27 protein-coding genes are annotated in these 25476 nt (G+C 64.3%); 22 read left to right on the forward strand and 5 right to left on the reverse strand.

The genetic code is table 11. From position 1 onward, the window contains the following. The first annotated feature begins 72 nt into the window (after positions 1-72). The 9 genes from AC50X5_RS03735 to AC50X5_RS03775 all read left to right on the forward strand — a co-directional run bounded on the left by AC50X5_RS03735 (position 73) and on the right by AC50X5_RS03775 (position 7974). On the forward strand, positions 73-1587 hold the full coding sequence (locus AC50X5_RS03735; RefSeq protein WP_494974750.1) for a PspC domain-containing protein: 1515 nt from the start codon (positions 73-75) through the stop codon (positions 1585-1587). 1 nt (position 1588) lies between these two features. Continuing rightward, positions 1589-1855, forward strand: a complete 267-nt coding sequence (locus AC50X5_RS03740) for a hypothetical protein (protein ID WP_494974751.1) — start codon at positions 1589-1591, stop codon at positions 1853-1855. 3 nt (positions 1856-1858) lie between these two features. After that, complete coding sequence (locus tag AC50X5_RS03745) at positions 1859-2119, forward strand: PspC domain-containing protein (RefSeq protein WP_494974752.1); 261 nt, start codon at positions 1859-1861, stop codon at positions 2117-2119. 167 nt (positions 2120-2286) lie between these two features. Continuing rightward, the gene (locus AC50X5_RS03750; protein ID WP_494974753.1) at positions 2287-3249 is read left to right on the forward strand and encodes an ABC transporter ATP-binding protein; all 963 of its coding nucleotides are present in this window, start codon (positions 2287-2289) and stop codon (positions 3247-3249) included. Next, on the forward strand, positions 3246-4103 hold the full coding sequence (locus AC50X5_RS03755; protein WP_494974754.1) for an ABC transporter permease: 858 nt from the start codon (positions 3246-3248) through the stop codon (positions 4101-4103). The genes AC50X5_RS03750 and AC50X5_RS03755 overlap by 4 nt, the downstream gene beginning before the upstream one ends. Before the next feature lie 14 nt (positions 4104-4117). Next, positions 4118-5389: a sensor histidine kinase gene (locus AC50X5_RS03760; protein ID WP_494974755.1), complete on the forward strand. Its 1272-nt coding sequence runs from the start codon at positions 4118-4120 to the stop codon at positions 5387-5389. Beyond that, complete coding sequence (locus AC50X5_RS03765; protein WP_494974756.1) at positions 5386-6015, forward strand: response regulator; 630 nt, start codon at positions 5386-5388, stop codon at positions 6013-6015. The genes AC50X5_RS03760 and AC50X5_RS03765 overlap by 4 nt, the downstream gene beginning before the upstream one ends. 98 nt (positions 6016-6113) lie before the next feature. After that, entirely contained in the window at positions 6114-7136 is a 1023-nt protein-coding gene (locus AC50X5_RS03770) for an ATP-dependent 6-phosphofructokinase (protein WP_493984302.1), read from the forward strand. A 103-nt stretch (positions 7137-7239) separates the two neighbouring features. Continuing rightward, a complete protein-coding gene (locus tag AC50X5_RS03775) occupies positions 7240-7974 on the forward strand; it encodes a GNAT family N-acetyltransferase (RefSeq protein WP_494974757.1) in 735 nt (244 codons plus the stop codon). An 18-nt stretch (positions 7975-7992) separates the two neighbouring features. Here the strand turns inward: AC50X5_RS03775 and AC50X5_RS03780 are convergent, their stop codons facing one another. From AC50X5_RS03780 to AC50X5_RS03800, 5 genes are all read right to left on the reverse strand, one after another. Then, positions 7993-9483 carry a DHA2 family efflux MFS transporter permease subunit gene (locus AC50X5_RS03780; protein WP_494974758.1) on the reverse strand — a complete coding sequence of 497 codons (1491 nt, stop codon included), beginning with the start codon at positions 9481-9483 and terminating at the stop codon, positions 7993-7995. Between the two features lie 45 nt (positions 9484-9528). Further along, positions 9529-9924, reverse strand: a complete 396-nt coding sequence (locus AC50X5_RS03785; protein WP_494974759.1) for an ankyrin repeat domain-containing protein — start codon at positions 9922-9924, stop codon at positions 9529-9531. After that, a complete protein-coding gene (gene ygfZ, locus AC50X5_RS03790) occupies positions 9921-11003 on the reverse strand; it encodes a CAF17-like 4Fe-4S cluster assembly/insertion protein YgfZ (protein ID WP_494974760.1) in 1083 nt (360 codons plus the stop codon). Before ygfZ ends, AC50X5_RS03785 begins: the two co-directional genes overlap by 4 nt. 41 nt (positions 11004-11044) lie before the next feature. Beyond that, positions 11045-11650: a nitrobindin family protein gene (locus AC50X5_RS03795; RefSeq protein WP_494974761.1), complete on the reverse strand. Its 606-nt coding sequence runs from the start codon at positions 11648-11650 to the stop codon at positions 11045-11047. A gap of 170 nt (positions 11651-11820) precedes the next feature. Further along, positions 11821-12555: a permease gene (locus AC50X5_RS03800; RefSeq protein ID WP_494975222.1), complete on the reverse strand. Its 735-nt coding sequence runs from the start codon at positions 12553-12555 to the stop codon at positions 11821-11823. 464 nt (positions 12556-13019) lie between these two features. Here AC50X5_RS03800 and AC50X5_RS03805 point away from each other — a divergent pair, with 464 nt between their 5' ends. The 13 genes from AC50X5_RS03805 to asd all read left to right on the forward strand — a co-directional run bounded on the left by AC50X5_RS03805 (position 13020) and on the right by asd (position 25372). Next, positions 13020-13718, forward strand: a complete 699-nt coding sequence (locus AC50X5_RS03805; protein WP_494974762.1) for a winged helix-turn-helix transcriptional regulator — start codon at positions 13020-13022, stop codon at positions 13716-13718. A gap of 28 nt (positions 13719-13746) precedes the next feature. Continuing rightward, positions 13747-14751, forward strand: a complete 1005-nt coding sequence (gene mshD, locus AC50X5_RS03810) for a mycothiol synthase (protein WP_494974763.1) — start codon at positions 13747-13749, stop codon at positions 14749-14751. Positions 14752-14900: 149 nt separating this feature from the next. Beyond that, on the forward strand, positions 14901-17150 hold the full coding sequence (locus AC50X5_RS03815; RefSeq protein WP_494974764.1) for an RNA degradosome polyphosphate kinase: 2250 nt from the start codon (positions 14901-14903) through the stop codon (positions 17148-17150). A 10-nt stretch (positions 17151-17160) separates the two neighbouring features. Next, positions 17161-18129 carry an NUDIX hydrolase gene (locus AC50X5_RS03820; RefSeq protein ID WP_494974765.1) on the forward strand — a complete coding sequence of 323 codons (969 nt, stop codon included), beginning with the start codon at positions 17161-17163 and terminating at the stop codon, positions 18127-18129. A 99-nt stretch (positions 18130-18228) separates the two neighbouring features. Then, entirely contained in the window at positions 18229-19923 is a 1695-nt protein-coding gene (locus tag AC50X5_RS03825) for a hypothetical protein (RefSeq protein ID WP_494974766.1), read from the forward strand. Further along, entirely contained in the window at positions 19923-20330 is a 408-nt protein-coding gene (locus AC50X5_RS03830) for a GntR family transcriptional regulator (RefSeq protein ID WP_494974767.1), read from the forward strand. The genes AC50X5_RS03825 and AC50X5_RS03830 overlap by 1 nt, the downstream gene beginning before the upstream one ends. A 9-nt stretch (positions 20331-20339) precedes the next feature. Beyond that, complete coding sequence (locus tag AC50X5_RS03835; protein WP_494974768.1) at positions 20340-21143, forward strand: thymidylate synthase; 804 nt, start codon at positions 20340-20342, stop codon at positions 21141-21143. Beyond that, complete coding sequence (locus AC50X5_RS03840) at positions 21140-21709, forward strand: dihydrofolate reductase (RefSeq protein WP_494974769.1); 570 nt, start codon at positions 21140-21142, stop codon at positions 21707-21709. The genes AC50X5_RS03835 and AC50X5_RS03840 overlap by 4 nt, the downstream gene beginning before the upstream one ends. A 1-nt stretch (position 21710) precedes the next feature. Beyond that, positions 21711-21929 (forward strand): NF038396 family protein, encoded by a 219-nt coding sequence (locus AC50X5_RS03845; protein WP_463934695.1) that lies wholly within the window; start codon positions 21711-21713, stop codon positions 21927-21929. Positions 21930-22052: 123 nt separating this feature from the next. Continuing rightward, positions 22053-22988, forward strand: coding sequence for a WXG100 family type VII secretion target (locus AC50X5_RS03850; protein ID WP_494974770.1), 936 nt, complete (start codon positions 22053-22055; stop codon positions 22986-22988). Between the two features lie 19 nt (positions 22989-23007). Continuing rightward, positions 23008-23670: a hypothetical protein gene (locus AC50X5_RS03855; protein ID WP_494974771.1), complete on the forward strand. Its 663-nt coding sequence runs from the start codon at positions 23008-23010 to the stop codon at positions 23668-23670. Between the two features lie 4 nt (positions 23671-23674). After that, positions 23675-24106, forward strand: coding sequence for a hypothetical protein (locus tag AC50X5_RS03860; RefSeq protein ID WP_494974772.1), 432 nt, complete (start codon positions 23675-23677; stop codon positions 24104-24106). Positions 24107-24241: 135 nt separating this feature from the next. Beyond that, a complete protein-coding gene (gene asd, locus AC50X5_RS03865; RefSeq protein ID WP_494974773.1) occupies positions 24242-25372 on the forward strand; it encodes an aspartate-semialdehyde dehydrogenase in 1131 nt (376 codons plus the stop codon). The last annotated feature ends 104 nt before the right edge of the window (positions 25373-25476 follow it).

Genomic DNA, 25476 nt, shown 5'->3' on the forward strand with positions numbered 1-25476 from the left:
CGGGGGTGACTCAGGGTGCGTTCAGGGTGTCCCCCAGTAGAGCGGATACCCGTACCGGGGAAGGATTGAGGCATGAACACTCAGCACCCCACCCCTGAAGACCCCGCCGGCCCGGACGGTGCCGGCGCGGGCCACACGCCGGAGCCCGGCGCAGGTTCCCCGACCAACCCCACAGAACCCCTCCCCCGGTCCACGGACGGACAACCAGGCGGGGAGCCCGGTGGCGGCTACCGTACCGGACAGGGCGCCGCCGGATCCGCCGGGCCTACGCCTTCGGGGCCGCCAACCATGGCACCGCCTCCCCAGGACTTCTTCAACTGGGTCCGCAGCCGTGGCATTCAGCGCGGATCGAACCGCTGGGTAGGCGGCGTTTCCAGTGGAGTCGCAGCGAGGCTCGGCATCGACCCGATTATTGTCCGCGGAATCTTCATTGTGCTGGCCCTGTTCGCAGGGATCGGCGTGCTTCTCTACGGCATCGGCTGGGCTTTCCTGCCGGAGCCGGATGGACGGATCCACGTCCAGGAAGCAGCGGCCGGCCGTTGGACCGGTGGCATGACAGGATCGCTCGTCACAACCCTGCTGGGCTTTGGTGGCCTGGGCGGCGGCTATTGGGGCGGTGAGCGCGGACTGGGCGGCTTCCTGTGGGCGTGCTTCTGGCTGGGCATCGTTGTCCTGGTGGTTTACCTGTTGGTCGACAGGGGCCGCCGGAGCACTGCAGCTGCCGGCCAGGTTGGCGGTTCCTACGGAACTACCAGCTACGGCGCTCCTGACTACTCCGCTGGTTCGGCACCGTATACAACCCCTTACGCGGCGCCCTATGCCGCTCCGTATGTGGCCTCGGGCGGCGCCCCCTACCGGGCACCGTACGGTGAAGGACCATATGGTCAGGGTTCGGCAGGAATGCCGCCGCAACGCCCGGCACCACCGGCCAAGCCCCGCCCTTCCGGCCCCGGGGCACCGGCAGTGGCCATCACGGCCGGCATTGCCCTGCTGGTAGGCGGCGGCCTGAAGCTCCTTGACGCCGCCAACGTGATCAACCTGGGCGATGCACCCAACGGATCACCCCATGGAGTAACCGCGGTGGTTCTGGCTGCAGCGGCCGCTGTGCTGGGTATCGGGATTGTCCTGTCCGGAGCCCGGGGCCGAACCTCCGGGCTGCTGGGCTTCCTCGCCGTCATCGCCCTCCTGGTGAGCGCCGCATTCAATGTCTCCCACCACAACAACCGCTTCGCTGCTAACGGCGTGATCTGGACCCCCGCGACCGTTCAGGAAGCCAGGCAGGGCTACGACATTACGGGGGCCCGGGGAACCATCGATCTCAACGGCCTGGACCTTGACGCCCCACTGAGTGCCGATGTCGAAGTTCCCCTGGACATCACGGCCAGCGATTTCACCGTGGTCATCCCTGACGACGTGCCGGTGCGGATCAGCGCCGACATGACGATGGGAAACATCCAGGAACGTGGCGGCGACCGTGGCGGAATCTCCACCCGGGAAAGCAGCTATAACTCTGAACTTCCAGGCTCAGCCCTGGTGGTCACCATTGATGGCACTTTCAGCAACGTGACCATCCAGGAAGGAAACTGACATGTCTACAGTCGAACCGGATCCCGCTGCCGGGGTCCCCGGGAATCACGACGGCGGCACTCCCCGCGCCCGCGTCGGAACAATTGTGTGGGGGCTGATTATCGTCGCCCTGGCGGTCCTCATCGTCATCTCACAGCTTGGCCTGGTCACCCTGAACGGAACGTATGTCCTGGTGGGCCTGATGATCGGCGCCGGAGCCGCCCTGGTGATCGGCGGCATCATTTCGGCCCGAAAGCGTGACAATGGCACCTCAACAGGGAAGTCTTGATCCATGGACAAGTTTTTCAGCATCGTCAGGGGTCTCGGCCTGAACCGTGGACCCCAACGTTGGCTCGGAGGCGTGCTGGGCGGAATCGCCGCCAAGCTCAACGTCGAAGTGGCTTACGTACGGATCGCCTTCCTGCTGTTCAGCCTGCTGCCAGGCCCGGCGATTATCTTCTACCTGGCAGCCTGGCTGGTCCTGCCGGATTCGAGAACCAACAGGATCCTCCTGGAATCCTTCCTGGACAAACGGTCGATTGACCGCCCTTGACCACGTCGCTCTGAAGGCCACCGCCCCCGTTTGGAGCGGTGGCCTTCTGCTGTTCCGGCACTGCTATCGAGCTGTTCCCGTTCGTGGTGGGGTCAACCGTTTGGTGGACTCCAGGTTCAACCGGTTGGGCCTGCCGGGCAGGCACGGCCCCATGCCACGCTGTAGGCATGAACCTTCCAGCGGACTCGCGCCCGGGTACTGACGCCATCACAGTCCGGAACCTCAGCAAAAACTACAAGCAGCCCAACGGTGGAACGTTCGCCGCCGTGGACCAGCTCCAACTGACCATCCGGTCAGGGGAAACATACGCCCTCCTCGGCCCGAATGGCGCCGGGAAATCCACCACCATCGAGATCTTCGAAGGGCACCGGCGCCCGGACCGCGGCGAAGTCCGCGTCCTGGGAACAAACCCCTGGAAGGCACCGCCGGCCTTCAGGGCACGCATCGGCATCGTCCTCCAGGAGGCTTCCGACGCCGGAGAACTCCGCGTCCATGAAGCTCTGGGCTCCCTGGCCCGTTGCTTTCCGGCGCCCCGTCCGGTTGCCGAGGTCATTGAAGCAGTGGGACTGGGCGGCAAGGAAGGTGCGCGCATCTCCACTCTCTCGGGCGGCCAGCGCCGCAGGCTCGACGTCGCCCTCGGAATTGTCGGGCAGCCGGAGGTTCTGTTCCTGGATGAACCCACCACCGGATTTGATCCGGCAGCCCGGAGACAATTCTGGGATCTCATTCGAACTCTGGGCAGTGGCGGCACCACCATCGTCCTGACCACCCATTACCTGGATGAAGCGGAGCAACTGGCGGACCGGATCGGCGTGATCAACCGAGGACAGCTTATTGCCGAAGGCGCGCCGGATGAGATCGGCGGCCCTGCCCTCCGGGTGCCACGCGTGCGGTGGCGGGACGCGGCCGGGTTCCACGAGCAGATCACCGAACGGCCCGCTGCCCTGGTGAACCAACTATCCGCTGGCGGATCTCGCGAGTTACCGGAACTGGCCGTTGTGCGGCCAAGCCTTGAGGAAGTCTACCTTCAGCTCATCGGCGCCGCGGAGCAAGCAGGGCCCCATCCCGCGGCAGCTTCCGGTCCCGGCGGCGCTGCCGCAGCAAAACCCTCCGAAGGAGTCCTGTTATGACCGCTCTGCCCGCAGTTGAATCCCCCGCCGCCCGGCAGTGGCGACCGTCCGTACTGGGCCTGGGCATGCACCGCGCAGCTCTGGAAATCAAGCTTTTTAACCGGGATGTGCTTTCACTGGTCCTGGTGCTGTTCTTCCCGATCCTGATGTTGTCCCTCTTTGGAACAGTGTTCGGAGACGAGCCCAGCCTCGGAGCAGGCCCGAACGGCGAAGGCGGAGTCACCCCGGCACACTACTACCTCCCCGGGATGCTCGCCCTGAGCACCATCCTCAGCGGCTTCCAGAACCTCAGCACCTACGTCGCCACCGAGCGCTTCAACGGAACGGTCAAGCGCCTCGCCGGGACCCCGCTGCCCGCTGCCTCCTATTTCCTGGGCAAGACGGGCCAGACTCTATATCTGATCTGCGCGCAAACGGTGCTGCTCCTCCTTGCCGCACGCTTCCTCTTCGACGTGTCTTTGCCCGCCGATGCCGGCGCCTGGTTACTGGTGGGTGCGCTGATGGTGCTCTCGACGGCGGCGTGGGCCACCGTGGCCATTGCTTTCACTGCGCTGCCAAAGTCAGCCCAGAGCGCCTCGACGCTGGCGGTGCTTCCGGTCCTGCTCCTGTCCTTCACCTCTGGCGTTTACTTCCCGTTCTCGCAACTTCCGGAGTGGCTGCAGTCAGTGACGAACTTTTTCCCGCTCCGCTGGAGCGCCAGTGCCTTCAGGTCGGTTTTCCTGCCCGCCGGATTTGAAACGGCAGAGCCCGGCGGCGGATACGACCTGCCCATGACTTTCCTGGTGCTGGGCATTTGGGCCGTGGCTGGAGCAGTGCTGGCCCGGCTGGCGTTCAAATGGCCTCCGCAGAAATAAGTTAAGGTGCTCTCATGAGCAACCTCGGGGGCCGGACGGAGCGGTTGCTTCCCGCGCGTTCCGTGTGGACCACTTCCATGATCTGGTGGCATACAGGGTTCTACTCCGTCCTGGCCAGCCTGGCTTATCTGGCGGTCCTGGGCCAGCCGCCGCAGCCTGCAACACCGCTGGTTGTGGGTGCCCTGGGACTGCTTGGGGTGGTGTATCCGTTCCTGACCCGGACCCGGGACCTTCGGACCCACCGGCCGGCTTTCTACGTTGCTGTGCTGGTCACCGTGGTGGTGTTCCTGTCCTTCGTCCACGACGGTGCCGGAGCCCTGCTGTTTGTGGCCTTCCCGCAGGTTTGGATGTTCACGGCCTCGCAGCGTCAGGGAGTAGTTGCCACCGCCGTGCTCTGCCTGGGAGTAGCGGCCGGACAGGTCAGCCGTTATGGCCTGGGCGGCACGGCCGTCTACAGCATCACCGCCCAGCTGGTCATATCCTTCGCAGTGAGCTGCATGATCGGAGTCTGGATCTCCAAGGTCATCGAGCAAAGCGAGCAGCGCGCTGAGCTGTTGGCGGAACTTAAAGCCGCGCGTACCGACCTCAACGCCGCTGAGCAGGCCCGCGGAGCCCTGCTGGAACGCGAACGCATGGCCCGGGAAATTCACGACACCCTGGCCCAGGGCTTCACCTCTATCGCCATGCTCTCGGAAGCTGCGCAGGCCCAGCAGCGGAGGAAAGGGCCGTCTGAGATTATGGACAGCCTGGCCGCGATATCAAGGACCGCCCGGGAAAACCTTGCCGAAGCACGCTCCCTTGTGGCTTCCGGTGTGGCCACGGACGTCCAGGGCGGTGACTTGCTGGCAGCTTTGAAGCGCCTGCCGCAAAGCCTGCACTTGGAGGACCTCCACCTGGCCGTGGATGTACCTGTCACCCTGCCGCCGCTCTCCTCCACTGAGCAGGTGTCCTTGCTCAGGACCGCCCAAGAGGCCCTGAACAATATCCGCAAACACTCCGGCGCCTCCCGGGCGTGGCTGGAAGTCCGTGCCGGTCCGGCACCGGGGACAACAGCAGGGCCGCAGGAGCTCCGCTTGATCGTCCGCGACAACGGCCGCGGCTTCGACACCGCTGCCTCCCACCCGGGGTTCGGCCTGAAGTCAATGTCCGCCAGGCTGGCTGAAATCGGCGGCAGGCTGCAGGTGCAGTCATCCGCCGCCGGTACTGAGCTCACCGCCGTCGTTCCTGTATCTGTTGCCGCCCCGGACCGCACCGGACCGGACCTCCAAAAGGAAAGTGCCCCATGAGCCCACGGCCCATCCGCGTACTTTTGGCCGATGACCATCCTGTGGTCCGTGGCGGCCTGGCCACCCTGCTGGGCACTGCGGCCGGGATCGAGGTCATCGCGGACGCGTCCAACGGCCAGGAAGCCCTGGCCGCCGTTGTGGAACACCGCCCGGACGTGGTGCTGATGGACCTGCGCATGCCCGTGCTGGACGGCGCCGGCGCCACAGAACAGATACGTGAGCGCTTCCCGGACACAAGAGTGCTCATCCTTACCACGTACGACGGCGACACGGACATAGTCCGTGCAGTGGAGTCGGGGGCGGTGGGCTATCTTCTGAAAGACTCGCCAGGGGACGTGATCATCGACGCCGTCTTCGCCGCTGCCCGCGGCGAGACAGTGCTGGCACCGCCGGTAGCAGCACGCCTGGTCTCCCGGATGCGGACGCCGGACCGGCCACAGCTTACGGCCCGGGAAGTAGAGGTCCTCCGTTGTGTCGCAGACGGATTGAGCAACGCTGAGGCCGCTGCCCGGCTTCACATCGCTGAGGCCACGGTCAAGACGCATCTCCTACGCGTCTTCAACAAGCTCGACGTCGATGACCGGACGCGGGCAGTAGTCATCGCCATGCAGCGCGGCCTTTTGTAACCGGTTTGTGTCGTACCGCACACTCCCCACTAGACTCTATGTGAGCTCAGCGTGGCGCTCTGCCTGTATTCCTTCCAACCAGGATTGAGCCAGAGATAATGAAAATTGGAATCCTCACCAGCGGCGGCGATTGCCCCGGGCTGAATGCTGTCATTCGCGGCGCCGTACTTAAAGGCATCATCCAGGGCCACGAATTCGTGGGCTTCCTCGATGGCTGGCGCGGCGTCGTCGAAGGTGACGTCATCGACATTCCCCGTACCATGGTGCGCGGCATCGCCAAGCAGGGCGGAACCATCCTTGGCACCTCCCGCACCAACCCGTTCGAAAACGGTGGCGGCCCTGAAACCATTAAGGCCCATATGGACCGCATGGGCATTGACGCCATCATCGCCATCGGCGGTGAAGGAACCCTGGCCGCGGCCAAGCGGCTCACGGACGTCGGGCTGAAGATCGTCGGCGTGCCCAAGACTGTGGACAACGACCTTGACGCGACGGACTACACCTTCGGCTTCGATACGGCCGTCCAGATCGCCACCGAGGCCATCGACCGGCTCCGCACCACGGGTGAATCCCACCACCGCTGCATGATCGCAGAGGTCATGGGCCGGCATGTTGGCTGGATTGCCCTGCACGCCGGCATGGCCGCGGGTGCCCACGCCATCCTCATCCCGGAAAACAGCACCAGCATTGAACAGATCTGCGAATGGGTGCAGGAAGCCCACGACCGCGGACGCGCGCCGCTGGTGGTAGTCGCTGAGGGTTTCGTGACGGCGACCATGGAGACTCCGCACTCGGAGCGTGGCCTGGACACCTTCGGCCGTCCCCGTCTTGGTGGCATCGCGGACCAGTTGGCGCCGGAGATCGAGGCCCGCACGGGAATTGAAACCCGTGCCACCATCCTTGGCCACATCCAGCGCGGCGGCGTGCCTTCCGCGTTCGACCGTGTCCTTGCCACCCGGCTGGGCATGGCCGCGGTGGACTCCGTGGTGGAGGAGCGCTGGGGCACTATGGTCTCGCTCAATGGCACGGACATTGCCCATGTCGGCTTCGAACAGGCGCTGGGCAAGCTCAAAAGCGTGCCACAACACCGGTATGACGAAGCCGCTGTCCTCTTCGGCTAGGCCTTCTGCAGTGAACGACGGCTCGCGCCGGGCACCAGGCGGTTCCTTGGCCGGCGCTAAGCCGGCGCTAAAGCCGGGCCCGGGCCGTGGGTAGGCTGGGACCATGACTTTGGACCACGGCAGCGCAGAGATCATCCAACTCGCCTGGGCCCGGCATCTTGGCCTGGCTGACCACACCTTTGGTGAAGCGCTCAGCAGCGGCGAACGCATTGTCCGGGTTGATGATTCGGCCTCCAGCGTCCAGTTTGTCCGGCTTTTTGGCGCGTCTGCCCTGGTGGGCCCGGCATGGGCGGTGGAGGCTGCTGCGACGATTCCGGACGAAGACCTGGCACAGCATGTCACCCTGATGACGCTCGCCCGCGGCCATGGCGGGCACGGCCTGGGTGCAACTGCGCTCTTCTTCGCAGACGACCTGCCGCTTCAGCAGCCGTCGGAGGAGCTGACTGTCTCGCATGCGGACCGGGACGCAATTGAACTGGAGTCGCGGTGCCCGCCGGACGACGTCAATGAAGTTGGTTTGGCGGAGCTGGCCCACCATTACACAGTGATCCACGACGACGATGGCCGCCAGGTGCCCATTGCCAGCGCCGGTTACGCCGAATGGGAGGGCCTGCTGGCGCAGCTGGGCGTGCTGGTGGCCCCCGATTGGCGGCGCCGCGGCCTGGGTTCCCTGGCTGTTTCCATCGCTTCCCATGAGGCTTTGGCCTCGGGGCTTACCCTGCAGTGGCGGGCCGAAGTCAGCAACACAGGTTCGCTGGCTATAGCCCGAAGTCTGGGATTCGTCACGGGCGGCATCCATACAACCGTGCTGCTGGGCAGCCCGGCTTCGAAAAGGTAGTGGCCCGGAGGAACCCGGTCAGCCCTGCTGAGCGGACTGGGCACCGCTCAGCTCCGGCTTGTCCCAATTGATGGCGGCCTTTGGCTTTTCGTAGAACAGCACCACGGCCGCGCCCAGGAGCACCACGGCGGCCGGCAGCATGATGGACTGGCCCATCGCCGTCGAAAATCCTGTATGCAGGGCCTCGGGCAACTGCCCGGAAAATTCCGACGCCGCGCCTGCCGCTGCCGGCAGCTCGGCGGCCAGGCGCGCCTGGATCAGCACCGCGATGGCTGCGCTGCCCAGCACGGAACCGACCTGCCGGGTGGTGTTGTAGACGCCGGAGCCCGCTCCGGCCTGCCGTGGCGGCAGGTTGCGCGTAGCTGTAGTGCCCAGCGGCGCCCAGATGCCCAGGTTCGCAAAGCCGAGGACCACGCTGGGCAACAGGAACATCAGGATGGGGGTGTCCGGCCTCATCAACAAGGAGTTCCAGGCAAGCGCGACGGCCATCAGGACCAGCCCCGCGCAGTTGATGAACTTGGGGTTCACGCGGTCCAGGTAGCGCCCAACGACGGGCGCCAGCCCGGCCATGATGAGGGCCATCGGCACCATCAGCAATGCGGACTGGGTGGGCGTCAGTCCGCGTACCATCTGGTAGTAAAAAATCAGCGGCAGGCTGAAGGAGGTGACGGCGAATCCTACGGCTGTGATGCCGATGTTCGCGAGCGAGAAGTTCCGGTCCCTGAAGAGCCCCAGGGGCAGCAGCGGCTCACCCCTGCCGTACTTCTGCCAGGCGACGAAGGCGGTCAGAACCGCTATGCCCGTAATGATCAGGGACCACACAGTGACGGGTCCGGCGATGGTGCCCCAGTTGTAGGACTCCCCTTCCTGGATGCCGAACACCAGCAGGAAGAGCCCGACGGCGCTGAGCACCACGCCGGGGATGTCGAACCGGTGGGGATGCGTGGACAGCGACGGGACAAAGCGCCAGGCCAGGACGAAGCCCACGATCCCAATGGGCACGTTGATGAAGAAGATCCATTCCCAGCCCAGGCTGTCCACCAGGACTCCACCCAGGATGGGCCCCACCAGGGTGGCCACGCCTGCTGTGGCACCCCAGAGCCCCATGGCTGCGCCCCGGCGGTCCGGCGGGAAGATGCGCGTAATGACGGCCATGGTCTGCGGTGTCATCAGCGCTGCACCCAGGCCCTGGAAAACGCGGGCCACGATCAGCATGCCGATATCGGTGGAGAGGCCGCACCAGAGTGAGGCCAGGGTGAACAGCACCAGCCCGCCCAAGTACAGGTTCTTGGGTCCGAACCTGTCGCCCAGGCGGCCGGTAACCAGCAGCGGCACGGCGTACGCCAGAAGGTAGGCGCTGGTCACCCAGATCACCGCGTTGATGTCTGCCTGAAGGCTTTCCATGATGCGGGGATTGGCCACCGAGACAATGTTGATGTCGATCAGGATCATAAAAAACCCGATCACCAGGGCCCACAGCGCAGCCCACGGCCTGTTCACTTCTTCCACAACCAACTCCCCCTCCAATGCCGGCCGGCGCCGGATGTAACCTGACTAGCCCAGCAACTCCAGGATGTCCTTGCGATCAAACATCCCGGCAGCGGCGCGGGCCGAGGGTGTTCCGGCATCCGGATCAGCACCGGCTCCAAGAAGCACCCGGGCGACGTCGGTGTAACCCTTGAAGGCGGCCCCGGCCAAGGAGGTCTGGCCACGGTCATTGATGGCGTTAGCGTCAGCACCGTGGCCCAGGAGCAGCTGAACCGTATCCGCATGTCCGTGATAGGCCGCAAGCATCAGCAGGGAGTCACCGGCGGCGTTGGTCAGCGTGGCTGGCGCGCCGGCTTCGAGGTAGCGGGCAAGGAGTGCAGCGTCACCGGCGCGGGCGCTGTCGAAGAGCGTATGGGCAAGGTCGACGGCGTCTGCGTCCGGGGCAGGCTGGGAATCGGTCATCGGGTCCCCCTCAGGAATCCTGTCTGGCGCCCGACTACCTGGCCGGCGTCGGGGGCAACGATTACTTCCTGGGCGGCGGTGTAGGGTTCGTCGCCGTCCATGACAGTCAGTGTTTCATCCGGGGCAACGGAACGCTTAACAACAGCCAATGCGACCGGGCCCATCTCGTAATGCTGGCTGACGGACGTGACCGTGCCAACCTTGCGGCCGCCGGCCATGACCTCGCTGCCGGCTGCCGGAAGGGTGTGCTGGGAACCGTCCAGTTGCAGGAACACCAGGCGCCGCGGTGGATGGCCCAGGTTGTGCACGCGGGCGATAGTCTCCTGGCCCTTGTAGCAGCCCTTGGAGAGATGCACGGCGGTACGGAGCAGGTCCAGTTCGTGGGGAATGGTGCGATCATCGGTTTCGGCACCCCAGCGTGGGCGCCATGCGGCGATCCGCAGCGCTTCCGCTGCCCAGGCGCCCGCCAACTGGCGGTTCCCCACAGTGGTTTCCAGCTCCGCCGCGGGAACGAGGTACTCGAACCAGGGACGTTCACGGCCGGGGTGCTGGTCTTCGCTGATGATCGAGTACGAATAGCCGCCGGTGGTGACATTGGGCCATGGGTCCTGCCAGACCGTCAGGCCCGACCATTCCTCCACGGGACGCGTTGAACCAACCACTGCCCAGTCCCCGGAGAGGTCCGCAATCTCAACCCGGAGCATGAACTTCATCCGGTTCAACCACTCAGCCAGCGGTGCAGCCTCGGCGGCCTCGACCAGCAGCCAGGTGGTCCCGCCGTCGTCCACTACCCTGGCGTCATATTCGATCCTGCCCTGCACACTGAGCAACAGCAGTTCGGTGGACTGTCCCGGGGGCAGCTGGGTGAGCTGCTGTGAGGACAGTGTGTTCAGCCAGCTGAGGCGGTCCGGACCACTGACCGTAACCACCCCGCGGTGGGAAAGGTCGACGACGGCGCTGCCATTAGCCAGTGCGCGCTGCTCCCGGAGGGGCTCACCATAGTGGGAGGCCACTCCGGTGTCCAGGCCGGCGGCTTCGACGGCGCCGGGGCGCAGCAACAGAGGGCTTTTAGAGTTCATAACCGAAAGAACGTCCTGTCCTGCCGGCAGTATTCCCAAGATCAGCCGGCAACGCGTTTAAGGAAGGCGGAAGCGTGTGCTTCCAGGCCTTTGCCTTCTTCTATTCCTGCATCCCAGCGCCACAGCAGGTTGCCATCCACCAGGCCGAAAATCCGGGTGGCCGCTGAGTACTCCTTGGAGTGGCTGCCCCGCATCACCATGTCTGTGGCGAGCTGGATCTGCGGGCCCTTGATCTGGCCGTAGTACAGCTCGGTGATGCCGCCCGGGTGGGTGATGGAGACGGAGATGTCGAAACCGCCCTCCGCATTGCGGAGTGCTTCCACCTCGTCCGCGCTCTTCAGTGCCGGAACGATGTCCGCTGGAGTAAGGCCCGGGCCGACGTCCGCGTCCAGCTGCTTGCGCTCCAGTGCCCAGAAGCCGATCTCCACGGACAACGGACGCAGGATGGTGCCCTCTTCATCCGTCAGCCAGCTCTCCGCGCGGTACTGAAGGTATGGCTGGCCGTTGTGGGTGAAGGAGACTCTCTGGACGAAATGTTCGGAATCCTCATCGCCGCGGCCAAGCCGCCCGCTGCCTTCCCACTCACCGATGAGCCAGGAAAGCGGGACCAGTTCAGGGGTCAGGTCCGTAGGAATCTCAATAGGCACAGCAATTACCTCTAGCGAAGTCAGGGACGCGCGCAGGCGTTACTTTTGGCCTTTGAAGAGGCGGTAAACGACGTAACCGGCGAACCAGGCCATGGCGATGCTGGCGATGCCAAGCAGGACAAGGAAGAAAATTTCGAATGCGAGAACAGACATGCTGACATCCTAACGCGTTAGTAGATAAGAAGTTTGTCTATGAAGTAGGCCAGGGAGCCCACTGCCAGGACAGGCGCAATCCCTACACTGAGCCCCGCCGGAATGCTGATCGGACCGGTATGCAGGGTGGCCAATCTGCGGAAACTGACCAGGACGGCGCCTACTACCACGCCGAATATTGCAGCGGGCAGCACGGCGATATCTGAAAACACCAGCCCGGCCAGCGGGCCGGACAGCCCGGCCACGGCAATGCCCAGCGGCGCCACAATCCTGTCCGGCCAGCGGATCAGGCATACGAGGAGTGCGACGGCGGCACTGACGGCAGCAATGGCCAGCATCTCCCGGACCCCGTTGAACCGTGCCCCGGCGATCCAGCCGGCTCCCAGGCAGGAGAGCAGCACTCCGGCGCAGCTTCCCAATGTGGATTCCAGGCGCTTGGCCTGCCCCGTCCCGCGCAGCAGCTGCACAACAAAGACGGCGATGAAACCCATGGCCATAAAGGCCGGGGTGGCGTCCAGGTAGCCGGGGGCGGGAAGAGTATGGGCAGCCCAGGCGGAGCCGACACCCGGCAGCGCGATCACGGCTGCCAGGGTTTTCCGCGCAGGTACTTCGAGGAAGTGCGGCCAGCCGTAGCCCGTCACCAGGGCAGCCGCCACAGCTACACCCAGGAGGACTTGCGGTGAGGTGTAGACGCCGGCAAGGATGGCGCCCAGGCACAACAGTCCGGCAAGCCCGATCAACCACGGTTGCACGGATATCCCGCGTACATCATCGTCGGGACCTTGGCCGTGATGCCTGTTCCCTCCGGAAGGGCCGTCATCTCCGGCGGAATCGTAACTGCCGGCGTCCGCTTTCACTTCTGGACTCACTTTCGCTGCATTCCCATCCTGGCTGTACTTCGCTGACTGTAGTTTGCATGCAATTGCGCCCCGCAAGGGAGTTCGGGCCCTGTCCCTCCAATCCTGCCCTATGTGACCTGCATATGTCCTAAACCAGCCTGCCGAGCGGCCTGCTGCAGTGATTCAGGGCACCTTGCTGGGTATACTCGTTCTTCAGCTAAGCATTCTGTGCAGGTGCCTGACGGTGAACGGTTGCGGTGGAAACGTCGCAGCAACTTTCGATCACCCAAACCGCAATCCTGTGCAGGCTGCCAGTACCGGCCGGTGAAAACCCGGTTCAGACGCTCAATGATGCGCGGACGGCCCTTGGAGGAATAATGTCGCACATCCTGTTACTGACGAACAGCACCGGCTCTTCGGTTGATATCCTGCCTGCCCTTGAGCTGCTGAACCACCGGGTCCATATTCTTGCCGCCGAGCCCACGGCACTCCTGGAAACCGATCCCTGCGACATCGTCCTGCTCGATGCCCGCAAGGATCTGGTAGGAGCACGCTCGCTGACCCAGCTGCTGAAGGCCACCGGCCTCAGCGCTCCCCTGGTCCTGATCCTCACCGAAGGCGGTATGGCCGCTGTCTCCTCCGCCTGGGCCGTGGACGACATCGTGCTCGATTCGGCAGGCCCTGCAGAGGTTGAGGCCCGGATCCGCCTGTCGATAGCCCGTGCCGTACCGGAAGCAGAGAACACCCCCTCCGAAATCCGTGCCGCCGGCGTCGTCATCGATGAAGCCAGCTACACCGCCCGGGTCAACGGCACGCCGCTGAACCTGACCTTCAAGGAATTCGAGCTCCTCAAGTACCTGGCCCAGCACCCCGGGCGGGTCTTCACCCGCCAGCAGCTGCTCACTGAAGTATGGGGCTACGACTACTACGGCGGCACCCGCACAGTCGACGTCCACGTGCGGCGCCTGCGGGCCAAGCTGGGTGCAGACCACGAAAACCTGATCAGCACTGTCAGGAATGTCGGCTACCGGCTGACGCTGGTGCGGCACCAGGAAGACGAACTCACCGAGGCCTGATCTGCCGGCGTGCGTATAGCCTTGGCCTATGAGTCCCGCACATCCGGAATCCTGGCCAGTCCTGACCATTAAAGGCGGGCTGGATGCTCCGCTGCTTCACGACGTCCGCGGCCTCCTGGCAGCCGTTCAGGAATCCGACGGCAATCCTCCGCTGTCCGAGCAGACAGTCATCACGCTCAGTACCGAGGCAGCCGGTTCTGCCGGCGTCAGCTCCTTGCTGCTGTACGCACCTGAGGACAGCTCCCGCGCCAGCAGTTCCGCCGGCCCGGACGTTCATCCGGCGGGCGGCTCTGATCTTGCCGGTACCGCGGTCGTGGTTGAAGAGCCGGACGGGACCGGGACGCTGGAGGTGGCCATTCATCCCAATTACCGGAATATGGGGGCAGCAGGCCGCCTGATCGGCGAACTGCAAAAGACCAGGGGGCTGTCCGGCCTGCAGGCATGGGCCCACGGCAGCCATGTGGCAGCGGCTGAATTGGCCACCCGTTATGGCTTCGGCCCGGTCCGGGAATTATGGAAGATGAGGCTGACGGACGGCACTGCGGGACTGCCCGACGTCGGCCTCCCGGACGGGGTGACACTGCGCAGCTTCGTGCCCGGACAGGATGAAGATGCCTGGTTGACCGCCAACAGCGCGGCCTTCGCGCACCATCCGGAGCAGGGTTCCATGACCCTTGCAGACCTGGAAGCCCGGATGGCTGAGGACTGGTTCGACCCGGCAGGCTTCCTCCTTGCCGAGGACTCCTCCGACACGTTGGTCGGATTCCACTGGACCAAGATCCATCCGGCCCACGGCGGTCACCCGCCGATCGGCGAGGTGTACGTCGTCGGAGTCGCCCCGGCGGCCCAGGGACTGGGCCTGGGCAAGGCCCTGACCATCGCGGGCATCAAATATCTCCAGCAACGGAAACTCCAGGCAATCATGCTGTACGTCGATGCGGACAATGCCGCGGCCGTTTCGTTGTACCGCAAGCTGGGTTTCACACGCTGGGATATGGATGTCCTCTATGGGCGGTTGGCGGAGCGTCAGTAAGCGTTTGCCAAAGGTTAATCATTTACCCCCGGAATGCGTCATGGCTTGCCGGATACCAGGGCCTTGGGCGGAGCGAATGATTGTAAGGTTGAAGTAGACTCGCGCCGGCTGCCGGTCCGCACCAGCCCGTGCCACCAAAAGGAGACACCATGCAACCTGATACTGCCGATGCAGCGATGAGGGAGGTCGCAGCACCTCCTGCCCGCGCGCGCTTTGGTTCCTCCGAAGTCCCCGCGTCACGTGCCACCCAGGACCGGATCGATATCCCGGAATTCGCCCCGAACCTCGAACCCGACGGCGACATCCGCCCGGACCGGTTCCTGGACCGGGAGCTGAGCTGGCTGTCCTTCAATGCCCGCGTGTTGGAGCTTGCCGAAGACCCCAAGCTCCACCTGCTGGAGCGGGTGAGTTTCCTCTCCATCTTTGCGTCCAACCTCGACGAGTTCTTCATGGTCCGGGTGGCCGGGCTCAAACGCCGCATCGCTACCGGCCTGGCCGTCCCGTCGCCGGCCGGCCTGAGCCCGGTGGAAGTCCTCGAGAAGATCAGCGAGGAAGCACACCGCCTGCAGCAGCGCCATGCGCAGGTTTTCGCCGAACAGATCCGTCCCGCACTGGCCTACGAGCACATCCACCTGATGCACTGGGATGAACTTGATGACGCGGCCAAGCAGCAGCTGAGCGAGATGTTTGCGGAGAAAGTCTTCCCCATCCTGACGCCGCTGGCCGTTGATCCCGCACACCCGTTCCCGTATATTTCCGGGCTCTCCCTGAACCTCGCCGTGGTGGTCCGCAACCCGGTGAGCGACAAAGAACTCTTCGCCCGCCTCAAGGTCCCGGACCAGCTGCCCCGGCTCATCTCCATCGATGGTCCGCGAGCCGGAGCTGTGGCCGGCCGGGTGGCCCGGTTTATTGCCCTCGAAGAAGTCATTGCCGTCCACCTGGACAAGCTGTTCGCGGGCATGGAAGTCCTGGAGCACCACATCTTCCGGGTTACCCGCAACGAGGATGTCGAGGTGGAAGAGGACGACGCCGAGAACCTGCTGCAGGCGCTGGAAAAGGAACTGCTGCGCCGCCGGTTCGGCCCGCCCGTCCGCCTCGAAGTCACCCACGACATTAACCCGAACATCCTGGCCCTGCTGATCCGGGAGCTCGGCGTTGAACAGTCAGAGGTCTACTCGGTTCCGGCGCCCCTGGACCTGCGCGGGTTGTCGGTTATCGCCGGAATCGACCGCGCGGACCTGCACTACCCTAAGCAGGTTCCCCACACCTCCCGCTATCTCAACGAATCCGAGACATCCAAGGCAGCCAACGTCTTCGCAGCGATGCGCCGCCGGGACATCCTGCTGCACCACCCTTACGATTCGTTCTCCACTTCGGTCCAGGCCTTCCTGGAGCAGGCGGCAGCCGATCCCAAGGTCCAGGCCATTAAGCAGACGCTGTACCGCACTTCCGGCGACTCCCCCATTGTCGATGCCCTGATCGACGCCGCGGAAGCCGGTAAGCAGGTCCTGGCACTGGTGGAAATCAAAGCCCGCTTTGATGAACAGGCCAACATTTCCTGGGCCCGCAAGCTGGAACAGGCCGGCGTCCACGTGGTGTATGGAATTGTGGGCCTCAAAACCCACTGCAAACTTTCACTGGTGGTCCGGCAGGAAGTTGACGGCCTCCGTCGCTACTGCCACATCGGTACTGGTAACTACCACCCGCGGACAGCACGCTATTACGAGGACCTCGGGCTCCTGACTGCGAACGAACAGGTTGGCGAAGACCTCTCCAAGCTGTTCAACCAGCTGTCAGGCTACGCGCCCAAGTCCACCTTCAAGCGGCTGCTCGTGGCGCCGCGCTCCGTCCGTTCCGGCTTGATTGACCGAATAGAAACCGAGATCAGGAATGCCCGCGCCGGCCTGCCGGCGCGGGTGCAGATCAAGGTTAATTCGATGGTCGATGAAGCCATCATCGACTCTCTCTACCGTGCCTCCCAGGCCGGCGTGCGCGTTGATGTTGTAGTCCGCGGCATCTGTTCCCTTCGCCCGGGCGTGCCCGGACTGAGTGACAACATCACGGTCCGCTCCGTCCTGGGCAGGTTCCTCGAGCACTCGCGGGTATTTGCCTTCGCCAATGCCGGCGATCCTGTGGTGTACATCGGCTCGGCGGACATGATGCACCGGAACCTTGACCGTCGCGTGGAGGCCCTGGTCCAGCTGACCAACGCCGAGGACATCACCTATGTGCATGACCTCCTGGAGCGGTACGTTGACCCGGCCACGTCCAGCTGGCACCTGGACAGCGGGGGCAACTGGTCAAGGCATCACCTTGCCGAGGACGGGACCCCGCTGGCGGACATCCAGTCCTGGCTTCTGCGGTCCCGTTCACGCCAGCGGTCCCTGACCCGGCGCTAGGACTGTGCACTTGGTCAGCGACAAACCGATTACAGACCAGGCCGAACTCACGGACGAACCGGTGGCAGTCACCGCCGCCGGCGCCGTTCCGTGGCGCATCGTCAAGGACCGGCTTGAGGTGCTGTTGATCCACCGGCCGCGCTATGACGACTGGTCCTGGCCAAAGGGCAAGCTGGACCCGGGCGAGACCGTTCCCGAATGCGCCGTCAGGGAAATAGAAGAGGAAATCGGGCTGCGAGCGCCACTGGGCATCCCCCTGCCCTCCATCCGTTACCGGGTGGCATCGGGCATCAAGGTGGTCCACTACTGGGCTGTCCGGGTTGAAGGGACGCTGCTGCGCCCCGACGGCAAGGAAGTGGATGCCGTGAAATGGTGTTCACCGGAGACGGCCGCCGCCATGCTGTCCAATCCGTCCGACGTCGGGCCTCTTCAGTATCTCGCAGCAGCCCATGAACGCGGGGAGCTGCTCACCTGGCCGCTCATCATCCTCCGGCACGCCAAAGCCAAGCCGCGTTCTTCCTGGACCAGGGCAGAAGGCGAACGTCCTCTCGCTGCCACCGGCGTCCGCCAGGCGCAGGCCGTCAAACGCCTGCTTCAGGCGTGGCGGCCCCTGCGCGTGGTCACCAGCCCATGGGTCCGCTGCATCGCCACCGTGGCGCCCTATGCCAAGGCGGTGGATGCGAAGATCAAACGGATTGAGGCGCTCACCGAGCACAGGCACGCCCGCAACCCGAAAAAGACGGCAGCGGTCGTTGAGTGGTTATTCGACAAGCAGCGGCCGGTGGTCCTCTGCACCCACAGACCGGCGTTGCCTACAGTGCTGAGCCAGTTGGGCGAACACATGCCGCCACGGCTCCGGTCGCTTCTTCCGCACTCGGATCCCTACCTTGCTCCGGGTGAGATGATCATCTGCCACATAGCCATGGGAAAGAAAGAGCGGATCGTTTCCGTGGAGCAGTTCAAACCGTTCGACGACTGAGTCCTCTCCCTTCCCGGGGGCTGATCCCTTGACCGCCGCTGTTTTGTATCAAATACTTGATACATTGATACAAATTCTGGTACGGGCGTTGGGGGAAATGTGGGCTTTCCGGAACTTGGAGTCACCTTTGCCGGCGTGCCTCCGTTGATGCTGTTGTGGCCCCTTGCCATGGCAATTGGCGTGTACGTCCTGCTGCGATGGGTGATTGTCGCGCCTGGCGGCAGGGCCACAATGGAATCCATCTCGCAGCACGCGTTTTGGATCGGCATCATGGGCTGGATGGGCAGCTCGCTGCAGGGCGCGGTGAACGCCGGCATCGTCCGCAGCACGCCGTACGACAGCCACACACCTACGAGCACTTCCGAGATACTCACCGCTCTTGCCTGGCCAATCCTGACCGTGCTGGCAATCCATGCCGTTGGTCAAGTCACGTATCCGGAACCGTTGAAGACCCACCGGACAGCCCCCCTTTCCGTCAGGCGCATCGCCGACTTCCTGCCGCGCAGCCTTGCCTGGACCACCGCCGGAATCTTTGTGGCCGCTGCCATAGCTATCTGCTACACGGCCACCCTTCCCGGCTATGGAGCCATCCCGCCCACAGAAATATCCCCCGACCAGAACGCGAATCCTTCATCCGGTCCTATGTATCGGGACGCCGGCAGGGATGGGCGGATCCCGGGTTACCTGCTGGCCGCTTGCCTCGGCGGCGCCCTCGCTGTCCTGGCGCTGGGCACATGGGCGGTCCTGGCGCTCATTGCACGGCGCCGGCAGTTGGAGGCCCTCGATCCTGCCGATAACGACCTCCTGCGGACCATCGCCATGAACCGGCTGCTGCGCACCGTGGCAACTGTTGCTGGCGGGTTGCTTGCCATCGCCGGCAGTTATGCCGCCCTCCCGGATCCTGCCCTGCCCCGGCCCAGCGTCTGGGTCAACTATTGGGGCATCGTTTCGCTGGTCATCCTGCTCGTGATGTGGGGGTGGCGGCCACCCCGGCTCACCTCGCTGGCAGCTTCCGGTCCGGACCGTTCACTCGCCGCGCCCCGGGAGGCGGCCCAGCCGGCAACCAGACTGATCGTTTCCATGGGCGCCGCCCTGGCTTTGGCCGGAGTCGGGGCAGCCCTGCTTCTTCTGGTTTTGCCGTTCGGCGCATTTGTCCTGACGCAGCCAGCCATCGTGGTCGCCGTTATGGCAGGGGCAGTCCTGCTCACTATCGCAGCCGGTGAACTCCTGCTCCAGCGAAACTACGGCCGGCCCGGCACCGAAAAGGCCTTGCCCCGCCAGCCGGTCAGCCCGGCGCTTTTCACGGTGGCTGTTGTGGCTGCGGCCGTCTTCCTGACGGTCCTGGCAGTCACCATTCACGGTGACTTCACCGCCGGCGGGATGCTGTACGGGCCGGAATACCGTTGGGTTGCTCCGGCCATCGCCACTGCCGTGGTCATGGTTCTGGCACTTGCGCCGCTGTTGCTTATCCGGCACCGGCAGAACTGTGGCGGGAGCGTTGCTGGACTCGATACGGCATTACGGGGCATCAGCATTTACCGGCTGGTACGCACCGTCGCCGCGTTCCTTTTGGCTCAGGGCGGACTTCTGGTGTCGAGCCAAAGTTTCGCCTGGCGCTGGTTCTTCGGCCTGGGCAACCCCTTGGCACCAACCGACGCGTACCTGAAATGGGATCCGGCCATGATCGCCGGCGCAGTCCTGTGTGCAGCGGCGGTTGTCCTGGTGCTGATCCCTGTACGGTCCTTCGTTCCCGGCCATCAGGACTCCCCCGTCGAAGTGGTGCAGTACCGCTGATGGATCCCCTGCTGTCTGTTGACCTCACCTCCGCGACTCCGCCGTATGAGCAGATCCGCTCACAGATCAGCGCGCTGATCGCCACCGGAGCGCTGGCCACGGGCAGTCGGTTGCCCACTGTACGCGCTCTGGCGGCGGACCTGGGCTTAGCCAGCGGAACCGTAGCCCGGGCCTACAAGGAGCTGGAGGCGGCCGGGCAGATCCAGTCGCGCCGACGGGCCGGAACTGTGGTTGCCCCAACCGCGGGCGGGAGCGGCAGCAAGCCCGGTGTCACGGTGCCGTCCAAGGTAACTGACGCCGTCGACCTTTTGGTCTCTGCGGGCCTCGAGGCACGCCTGAGCGACGAGCTTCTCCTCGATCTGCTCCGCAGCCAGTTGCGCCGGACGCGCACGGCCGGAAAGCCGTAGACTTTAGCCGTGACTATCCCAACTCCGTATGAAGATCTGTTGCGCGATGTGCTGGCCAACGGCATGCACAAGTCGGACCGGACCGGCACCGGAACCACCAGTGTCTTTGGCCGGCAGCTGAGGTTCGACCTGGCGCAGAGCTTCCCGCTCATCACCACCAAGCGGGTCCACTTCAAGTCCGTGGCGGTAGAACTCCTGTGGTTCCTGCGCGGTGACTCCAATGTGAAGTGGATGCAGGATCAGGGCGTGACGATCTGGAACGAGTGGGCTGATGCCCAGGGTGAGCTCGGCCCTGTTTATGGTGTGCAGTGGCGCAGTTGGCCCACCCCGGACGGCGGACACATCGACCAGATCGCGGAACTGGTGGAGAACCTTAAGGCTAATCCGGACTCCCGCCGGCACATTGTCTCGGCCTGGAACGTCTCTGAGCTCAAGGACATGGCGCTGCCGCCATGCCATGCGTTCTTCCAGTTTTATGTAGCTGACGGAAAACTGTCCTGCCAGCTGTACCAGCGCTCCGCAGACATGTTCCTCGGCGTACCGTTCAACATTGCCTCGTACGCACTGCTCACCCGCATGGTGGCACAGCAGGCCGGCCTGGAGCCGGGCGAGTTCGTGTGGACCGGCGGCGACGTCCACATCTACGACAATCATGTGGACCAGGTGCTCAAACAGCTGGAACGTGACCCGTACGAGTACCCCCAATTGGAGATCACCCGCAAACCGGGCTCCATCTTCGACTACACCCTGGACGATTTCAGCGTGGTCAACTACCAGCACCATCCCACGATCAAGGCGCCGATCGCGGTATGAACACCACACCCGATTTCACGGAGAACCTGGCCGGCAGCATCACCGGCGTCGCGATGGTGTGGGCGCAGACCCCCGCCGGAGTCATCGGCAGGGAGGGCGACATGCCCTGGCACCTCCCGGAGGACCTTAGGCACTTCACCCGGCTCACCCAAGGGCATCCGGTCGTGATGGGCCGCAAAACATGGCTGTCCTTCCCGGAAAAGTACCGGCCCCTGCCCAACCGGACCAACATTGTGATTACCCGCAATCCGGACTGGGCCACGGTTCCCGAGTCCGACGGCGCCGTCGTGGTCGGTTCCCTCGATGAGGCGCTGATCGAGTCCCGCTTCGCGGAAGGTAACGGGACGGTCTGGATCCTTGGCGGTGGCGAGGTTTTCGGCCAGGCCATGCCCCTGGCCGATACTGCCGTGGTGACCACCATCGACGTCGACGCCGACGGCGACACTTACGCCCCGGAGCTCGACGCCGGCTGGTCTCCGGTTGCCACCGAACCGGCCGAAGGCTGGCTCACCGGCGCGAACGGCACCCGCTACAAATTCACCCACTGGACCAGGACCGAAAGCTGACATGCTCAAGAAACCAGAGACCCTCTTCTTCCTGGGCTACATGCTGCTGCCCCTGCTTGCCCTGCTGTCGGCCATCGTCGGCCTGACCACTATCCTGGGCGGCAACAAGATGGTGGGCATCATCGTTCTCGTCGTGGTCACCCAGGTGTTTGCGTTCGGCGCCTTCTTCGCCCTGCGGGCGCGGAAAGCCGCGTTGCTGCAGGAAGGCCGCACAGAGTAATTCTTCCGGCTTTGTGCGATGGGCAGGTGTACCCATCGCGACAGATGCCCGTGCCGGGTACTCTGAGGCAGAATCACAACGGATTGCGCGCATCATCCGCGCCAAAACTTACGGGGCAGGCTATTGGCTGGAGAATTGTGGGGCGCGGACGTCGCCCAATTACGGACACTTGCTCAACAGTTCGGCAAGTCCGCTGATCTGCTGCTCCAGCAGTCAACGCAGTTGAGCAGTCAGATCAACAACACCCGAGCCTGGAAAGGCGCCGATGCGGAGCGCTTCCAGTCCGAGTGGAACAAGAACCACCGGATGCTCCTGCAAAAGGCCGCCACCCGGCTCAAGCAGGAATCAAAGCTGCTCCTTAAGAACGCCGACGAACAGGACAGGGCCAGCAACCTCGGCGGGTCCGGCAACGGCCCGGGCGGGACCGGAAACGGCTCCGGCGGATCCGGCAACAATCCGGTAGGCCCGGATTGGCTGGCCGACCCCGATTCGCCGTTCCGCAATGGCTGGGACATTTACGCCCTCACGAAAGCGTTCCCCAACCTGCGGGCGGGACTGTTCGACATTGGTGCCATGCTCCACAAGTCGCGTGTGGGTGACTTCCTGGATCCCGCAGCCTGGCGGGCGTTCCAGAACTCGAACGAGTTCAGCAAGTTCTTCAACATGTCCAACAACCTGTTCGAGGGCAAACTGCACGAGGTCCTGAGCCTCGACGACACCACCAAGGCCTTCAAGTACCTGGACGCCGCCGGCAAGGGACTGGGTGTCCTCGGCGTGGGCCTGGACAGTCTGGACGCCTACAATGCGGTCCGTGACGGCGATTACGGTTCGGCCGCCTATTCCACCACGAAGGCCCTGCTGGGTGCCGGGTCCTTCCTGCCGCCGCCCGCCGGTACTGTCTGCATGGTGGCCAGCGGCGCGCTGGCACTTTATGACAATGTCCCAGTCATCCATGATTCGGTGAACTACGTGGGCGATAAGATCGCCGACGGAGCGGAAGCCGTTGGTGATGCACTGAGCGACGGCGCGGATGCTGTCGGCGACTTTTTTGGCTTCTGAGAACTGAGGAGAAACTCCAGTGACTGAATCGACTACTTCCGTGCCGCAGGCCCCCGGGCAGGTATATCCGGACTCCCTGGGATTTGGCTTCGCCGAACTTCTGGTGCTCCTGAACCTCCGCCCGGGTCCGGCCTCCATAGCGTCCGCCGAAGCCCTCAGGCTGGGGCAGGAACGTGAAGATGCCGGCCTGCTCTCCGCCGGAGCGTCATCGCTGGTGGCGCGTGGCGAGGCAACAGTGGCCGAAGGAGGGGAACTGTCCGTTTCGGGGCCGGTTGCCGCAGTCACAGCAGCCCTGACCGAAGCCACCAAACGGGTGCAGCTCAATCTCCTGACTGCCGATTCGGTGGACAACGTGCTCTCTGTCGAGTCCCCGGAGTACCGGATCCTGCTACAACCCCGGGCTTACCTGAGCTGGTTTGCCATGGCGCAGCGCCCCGATGTCAGCCCCGCCGAGGCCAACTTCTTCATTGTCCGCAAGCACCTGGAGGACCACCCCGCCGGCGGGGCCACGGTGCGGCTTCTGGAAGATCCCGCGCGTCAGCAACTGCTGATCAAGCGCACCGGCGATACATGGACCGTAGGGCACGGAGCCTTGGACACTCCTGCGAAACCCATCGAGGAGCTCACCGGCCTCTCCGACGACCAGGTGCTGGACCAGATCCGGCTCATTCGACAGGATTAAAAAATTGCAGAACCGGATTCCGGGCAACAACGGCGCCCACCCAACCAACCACGACAACGACGTCCGTACCTACCATGACCAGGCAGTGGCGCGTGGCGAAAAGCGCGTCCTCTGCCGCACGGTTGACGGCGGCCTGCACAGCTACGCCCGGGACGAGATCGGAGTCCTCACGGCGAGCTCGCACCCCACCGTGCGTACGGCCGGCGGCTTTACGGTCATGGCCGTGTTCTTCGCGGCCCTCGCCGCGTTTTCGCTGCTGCTCGTCACCGGCCCCACCGCCAGCGGTGAAGAACCGCTATGGGGCGCATTGGCCCTGACCGTTGTGGGCTTGGGCGGCGCAGTTTACGCCGGGCGTCTGGCCGCTATCGCGGCGCGGGCCAAGCGCATCCGCCGGGAACGTGGAATTCCGGATCCCACGTCCCGGCAATTCGACTAGTCTTGTTCGACTGTTACAGGGCTGGCGGATACGAGGCCGGCCTCTACAGGGCCGGCATTCGCCGTTATGACCCCTCAGCCGAATGAGTGACGTAACCGACTGCGCGGTGCCCGACGGGGCGACTAAACTGGGCGGATGACTACAGCAGCTACCCCTTCCGTCGGCCTGGTCGGATGGCGCGGCATGGTCGGTTCCGTCCTCATGCAGCGCATGCAGGACGAGGGCGACTTCGCCAACATCAACCCGGTGTTTTTCTCCACCTCCAACGCCGGAGGTGCCGCGCCTTCCTTTGCTGAAGGCGCCGGCAAGCTCGAGGACGCGTTCGACGTCGACACCCTGGCTAAGCTGCCCATTATTGTCACCGCACAGGGCGGCGACTACACCAAGCGGGTGCACGCCGAGTTGCGCAGCCGCGGCTGGGACGGCCTGTGGATCGATGCCGCCTCCACCTTGCGCATGAACAACGATTCGATCATCGTGCTGGACCCGATCAACCGCGACGTCATTGACAAAGGCCTCGTCAACGGCACCAGGGACTTCATCGGTGGCAACTGCACCGTTTCCTGCATGCTGATGGGCCTTGGTGGACTCTTCAAGAACAACCTGGTGGAGTGGGGTACCTCCATGACGTACCAGGCGGCCTCCGGCGGTGGCGCCCGGCACATGCGCGAGCTCCTCAGCCAGTTCGGCACACTGAACGCCGAGGTCAGCACCGAACTGGACGATCCCGCGTCGGCCATTTTGGACATCGACCGCAAGGTCCTGGCCCACCAGCGCACTGCCATCGATGCCACCCAGTTCGGGGTGCCGCTGGCCGGCTCGCTGATCCCGTGGATCGATGCGGACCTGGGCAACGGCCAGTCCAAGGAAGAGTGGAAAGCCGGTGTGGAAACCAACAAGATCCTGGGCACCTCGGCCGAAAACCAGGTCATCATGGACGGCCTCTGCATCCGGATCGGTGCCATGCGCTCGCACTCCCAGGCGCTGACGCTGAAGCTCCGTGAGGACCTGTCCGTCTCCGAGATCGAGAATCTCGTGGCCAACGACAACGACTGGGCCAAGGTTATTCCGAACACCAAGGAAGATTCCATGGCCGGACTGACTCCCGTCGCAGCGTCCGGTACTTTGGACATTCCGGTTGGCCGGATCCGCAAGATGGAAATGGGTCCTGACTACATCAGCGCTTTCACGGTAGGCGACCAGCTCCTCTGGGGCGCCGCCGAGCCGCTGCGCCGCATGCTCAACATCGCCACCGGCAACCTCTAGGCACCCGCACGGGGGCCCGGCCGGCGTCAGCGGTCCTGCCCCGCAATAGCGTTGCTGCCCGGCACCGGTATTGCGGGGCACAGCCGCTTTACTCGAGGCAGCGT

Source organism: Pseudarthrobacter sp. MDT1-40-2, from assembly GCF_059383595.1.

Coding starts and splice junctions, on each gene's coding strand:
- AC50X5_RS03775 (WP_494974757.1), top strand. CDS start 7,240: ATGACTTTGGACCACGGCAGCGCAGAGATCATCCAACTCGCCTGGGCC.
- AC50X5_RS03840 (WP_494974769.1), top strand. CDS start 21,140: ATGAACACCACACCCGATTTCACGGAGAACCTGGCCGGCAGCATCACC.
- AC50X5_RS03765 (WP_494974756.1), top strand. CDS start 5,386: ATGAGCCCACGGCCCATCCGCGTACTTTTGGCCGATGACCATCCTGTG.
- AC50X5_RS03845 (WP_463934695.1), top strand. CDS start 21,711: ATGCTCAAGAAACCAGAGACCCTCTTCTTCCTGGGCTACATGCTGCTG.
- AC50X5_RS03815 (WP_494974764.1), top strand. CDS start 14,901: ATGCAACCTGATACTGCCGATGCAGCGATGAGGGAGGTCGCAGCACCT.
- AC50X5_RS03745 (WP_494974752.1), top strand. CDS start 1,859: ATGGACAAGTTTTTCAGCATCGTCAGGGGTCTCGGCCTGAACCGTGGA.
- mshD (WP_494974763.1), top strand. CDS start 13,747: ATGAGTCCCGCACATCCGGAATCCTGGCCAGTCCTGACCATTAAAGGC.
- AC50X5_RS03740 (WP_494974751.1), top strand. CDS start 1,589: ATGTCTACAGTCGAACCGGATCCCGCTGCCGGGGTCCCCGGGAATCAC.
- AC50X5_RS03755 (WP_494974754.1), top strand. CDS start 3,246: ATGACCGCTCTGCCCGCAGTTGAATCCCCCGCCGCCCGGCAGTGGCGA.
- AC50X5_RS03785 (WP_494974759.1), bottom strand. CDS start 9,924: ATGACCGATTCCCAGCCTGCCCCGGACGCAGACGCCGTCGACCTTGCC.
- asd (WP_494974773.1), top strand. CDS start 24,242: ATGACTACAGCAGCTACCCCTTCCGTCGGCCTGGTCGGATGGCGCGGC.
- ygfZ (WP_494974760.1), bottom strand. CDS start 11,003: ATGAACTCTAAAAGCCCTCTGTTGCTGCGCCCCGGCGCCGTCGAAGCC.
- AC50X5_RS03750 (WP_494974753.1), top strand. CDS start 2,287: ATGAACCTTCCAGCGGACTCGCGCCCGGGTACTGACGCCATCACAGTC.
- AC50X5_RS03760 (WP_494974755.1), top strand. CDS start 4,118: ATGAGCAACCTCGGGGGCCGGACGGAGCGGTTGCTTCCCGCGCGTTCC.
- AC50X5_RS03735 (WP_494974750.1), top strand. CDS start 73: ATGAACACTCAGCACCCCACCCCTGAAGACCCCGCCGGCCCGGACGGT.
- AC50X5_RS03805 (WP_494974762.1), top strand. CDS start 13,020: ATGTCGCACATCCTGTTACTGACGAACAGCACCGGCTCTTCGGTTGAT.
- AC50X5_RS03770 (WP_493984302.1), top strand. CDS start 6,114: ATGAAAATTGGAATCCTCACCAGCGGCGGCGATTGCCCCGGGCTGAAT.
- AC50X5_RS03830 (WP_494974767.1), top strand. CDS start 19,923: ATGGATCCCCTGCTGTCTGTTGACCTCACCTCCGCGACTCCGCCGTAT.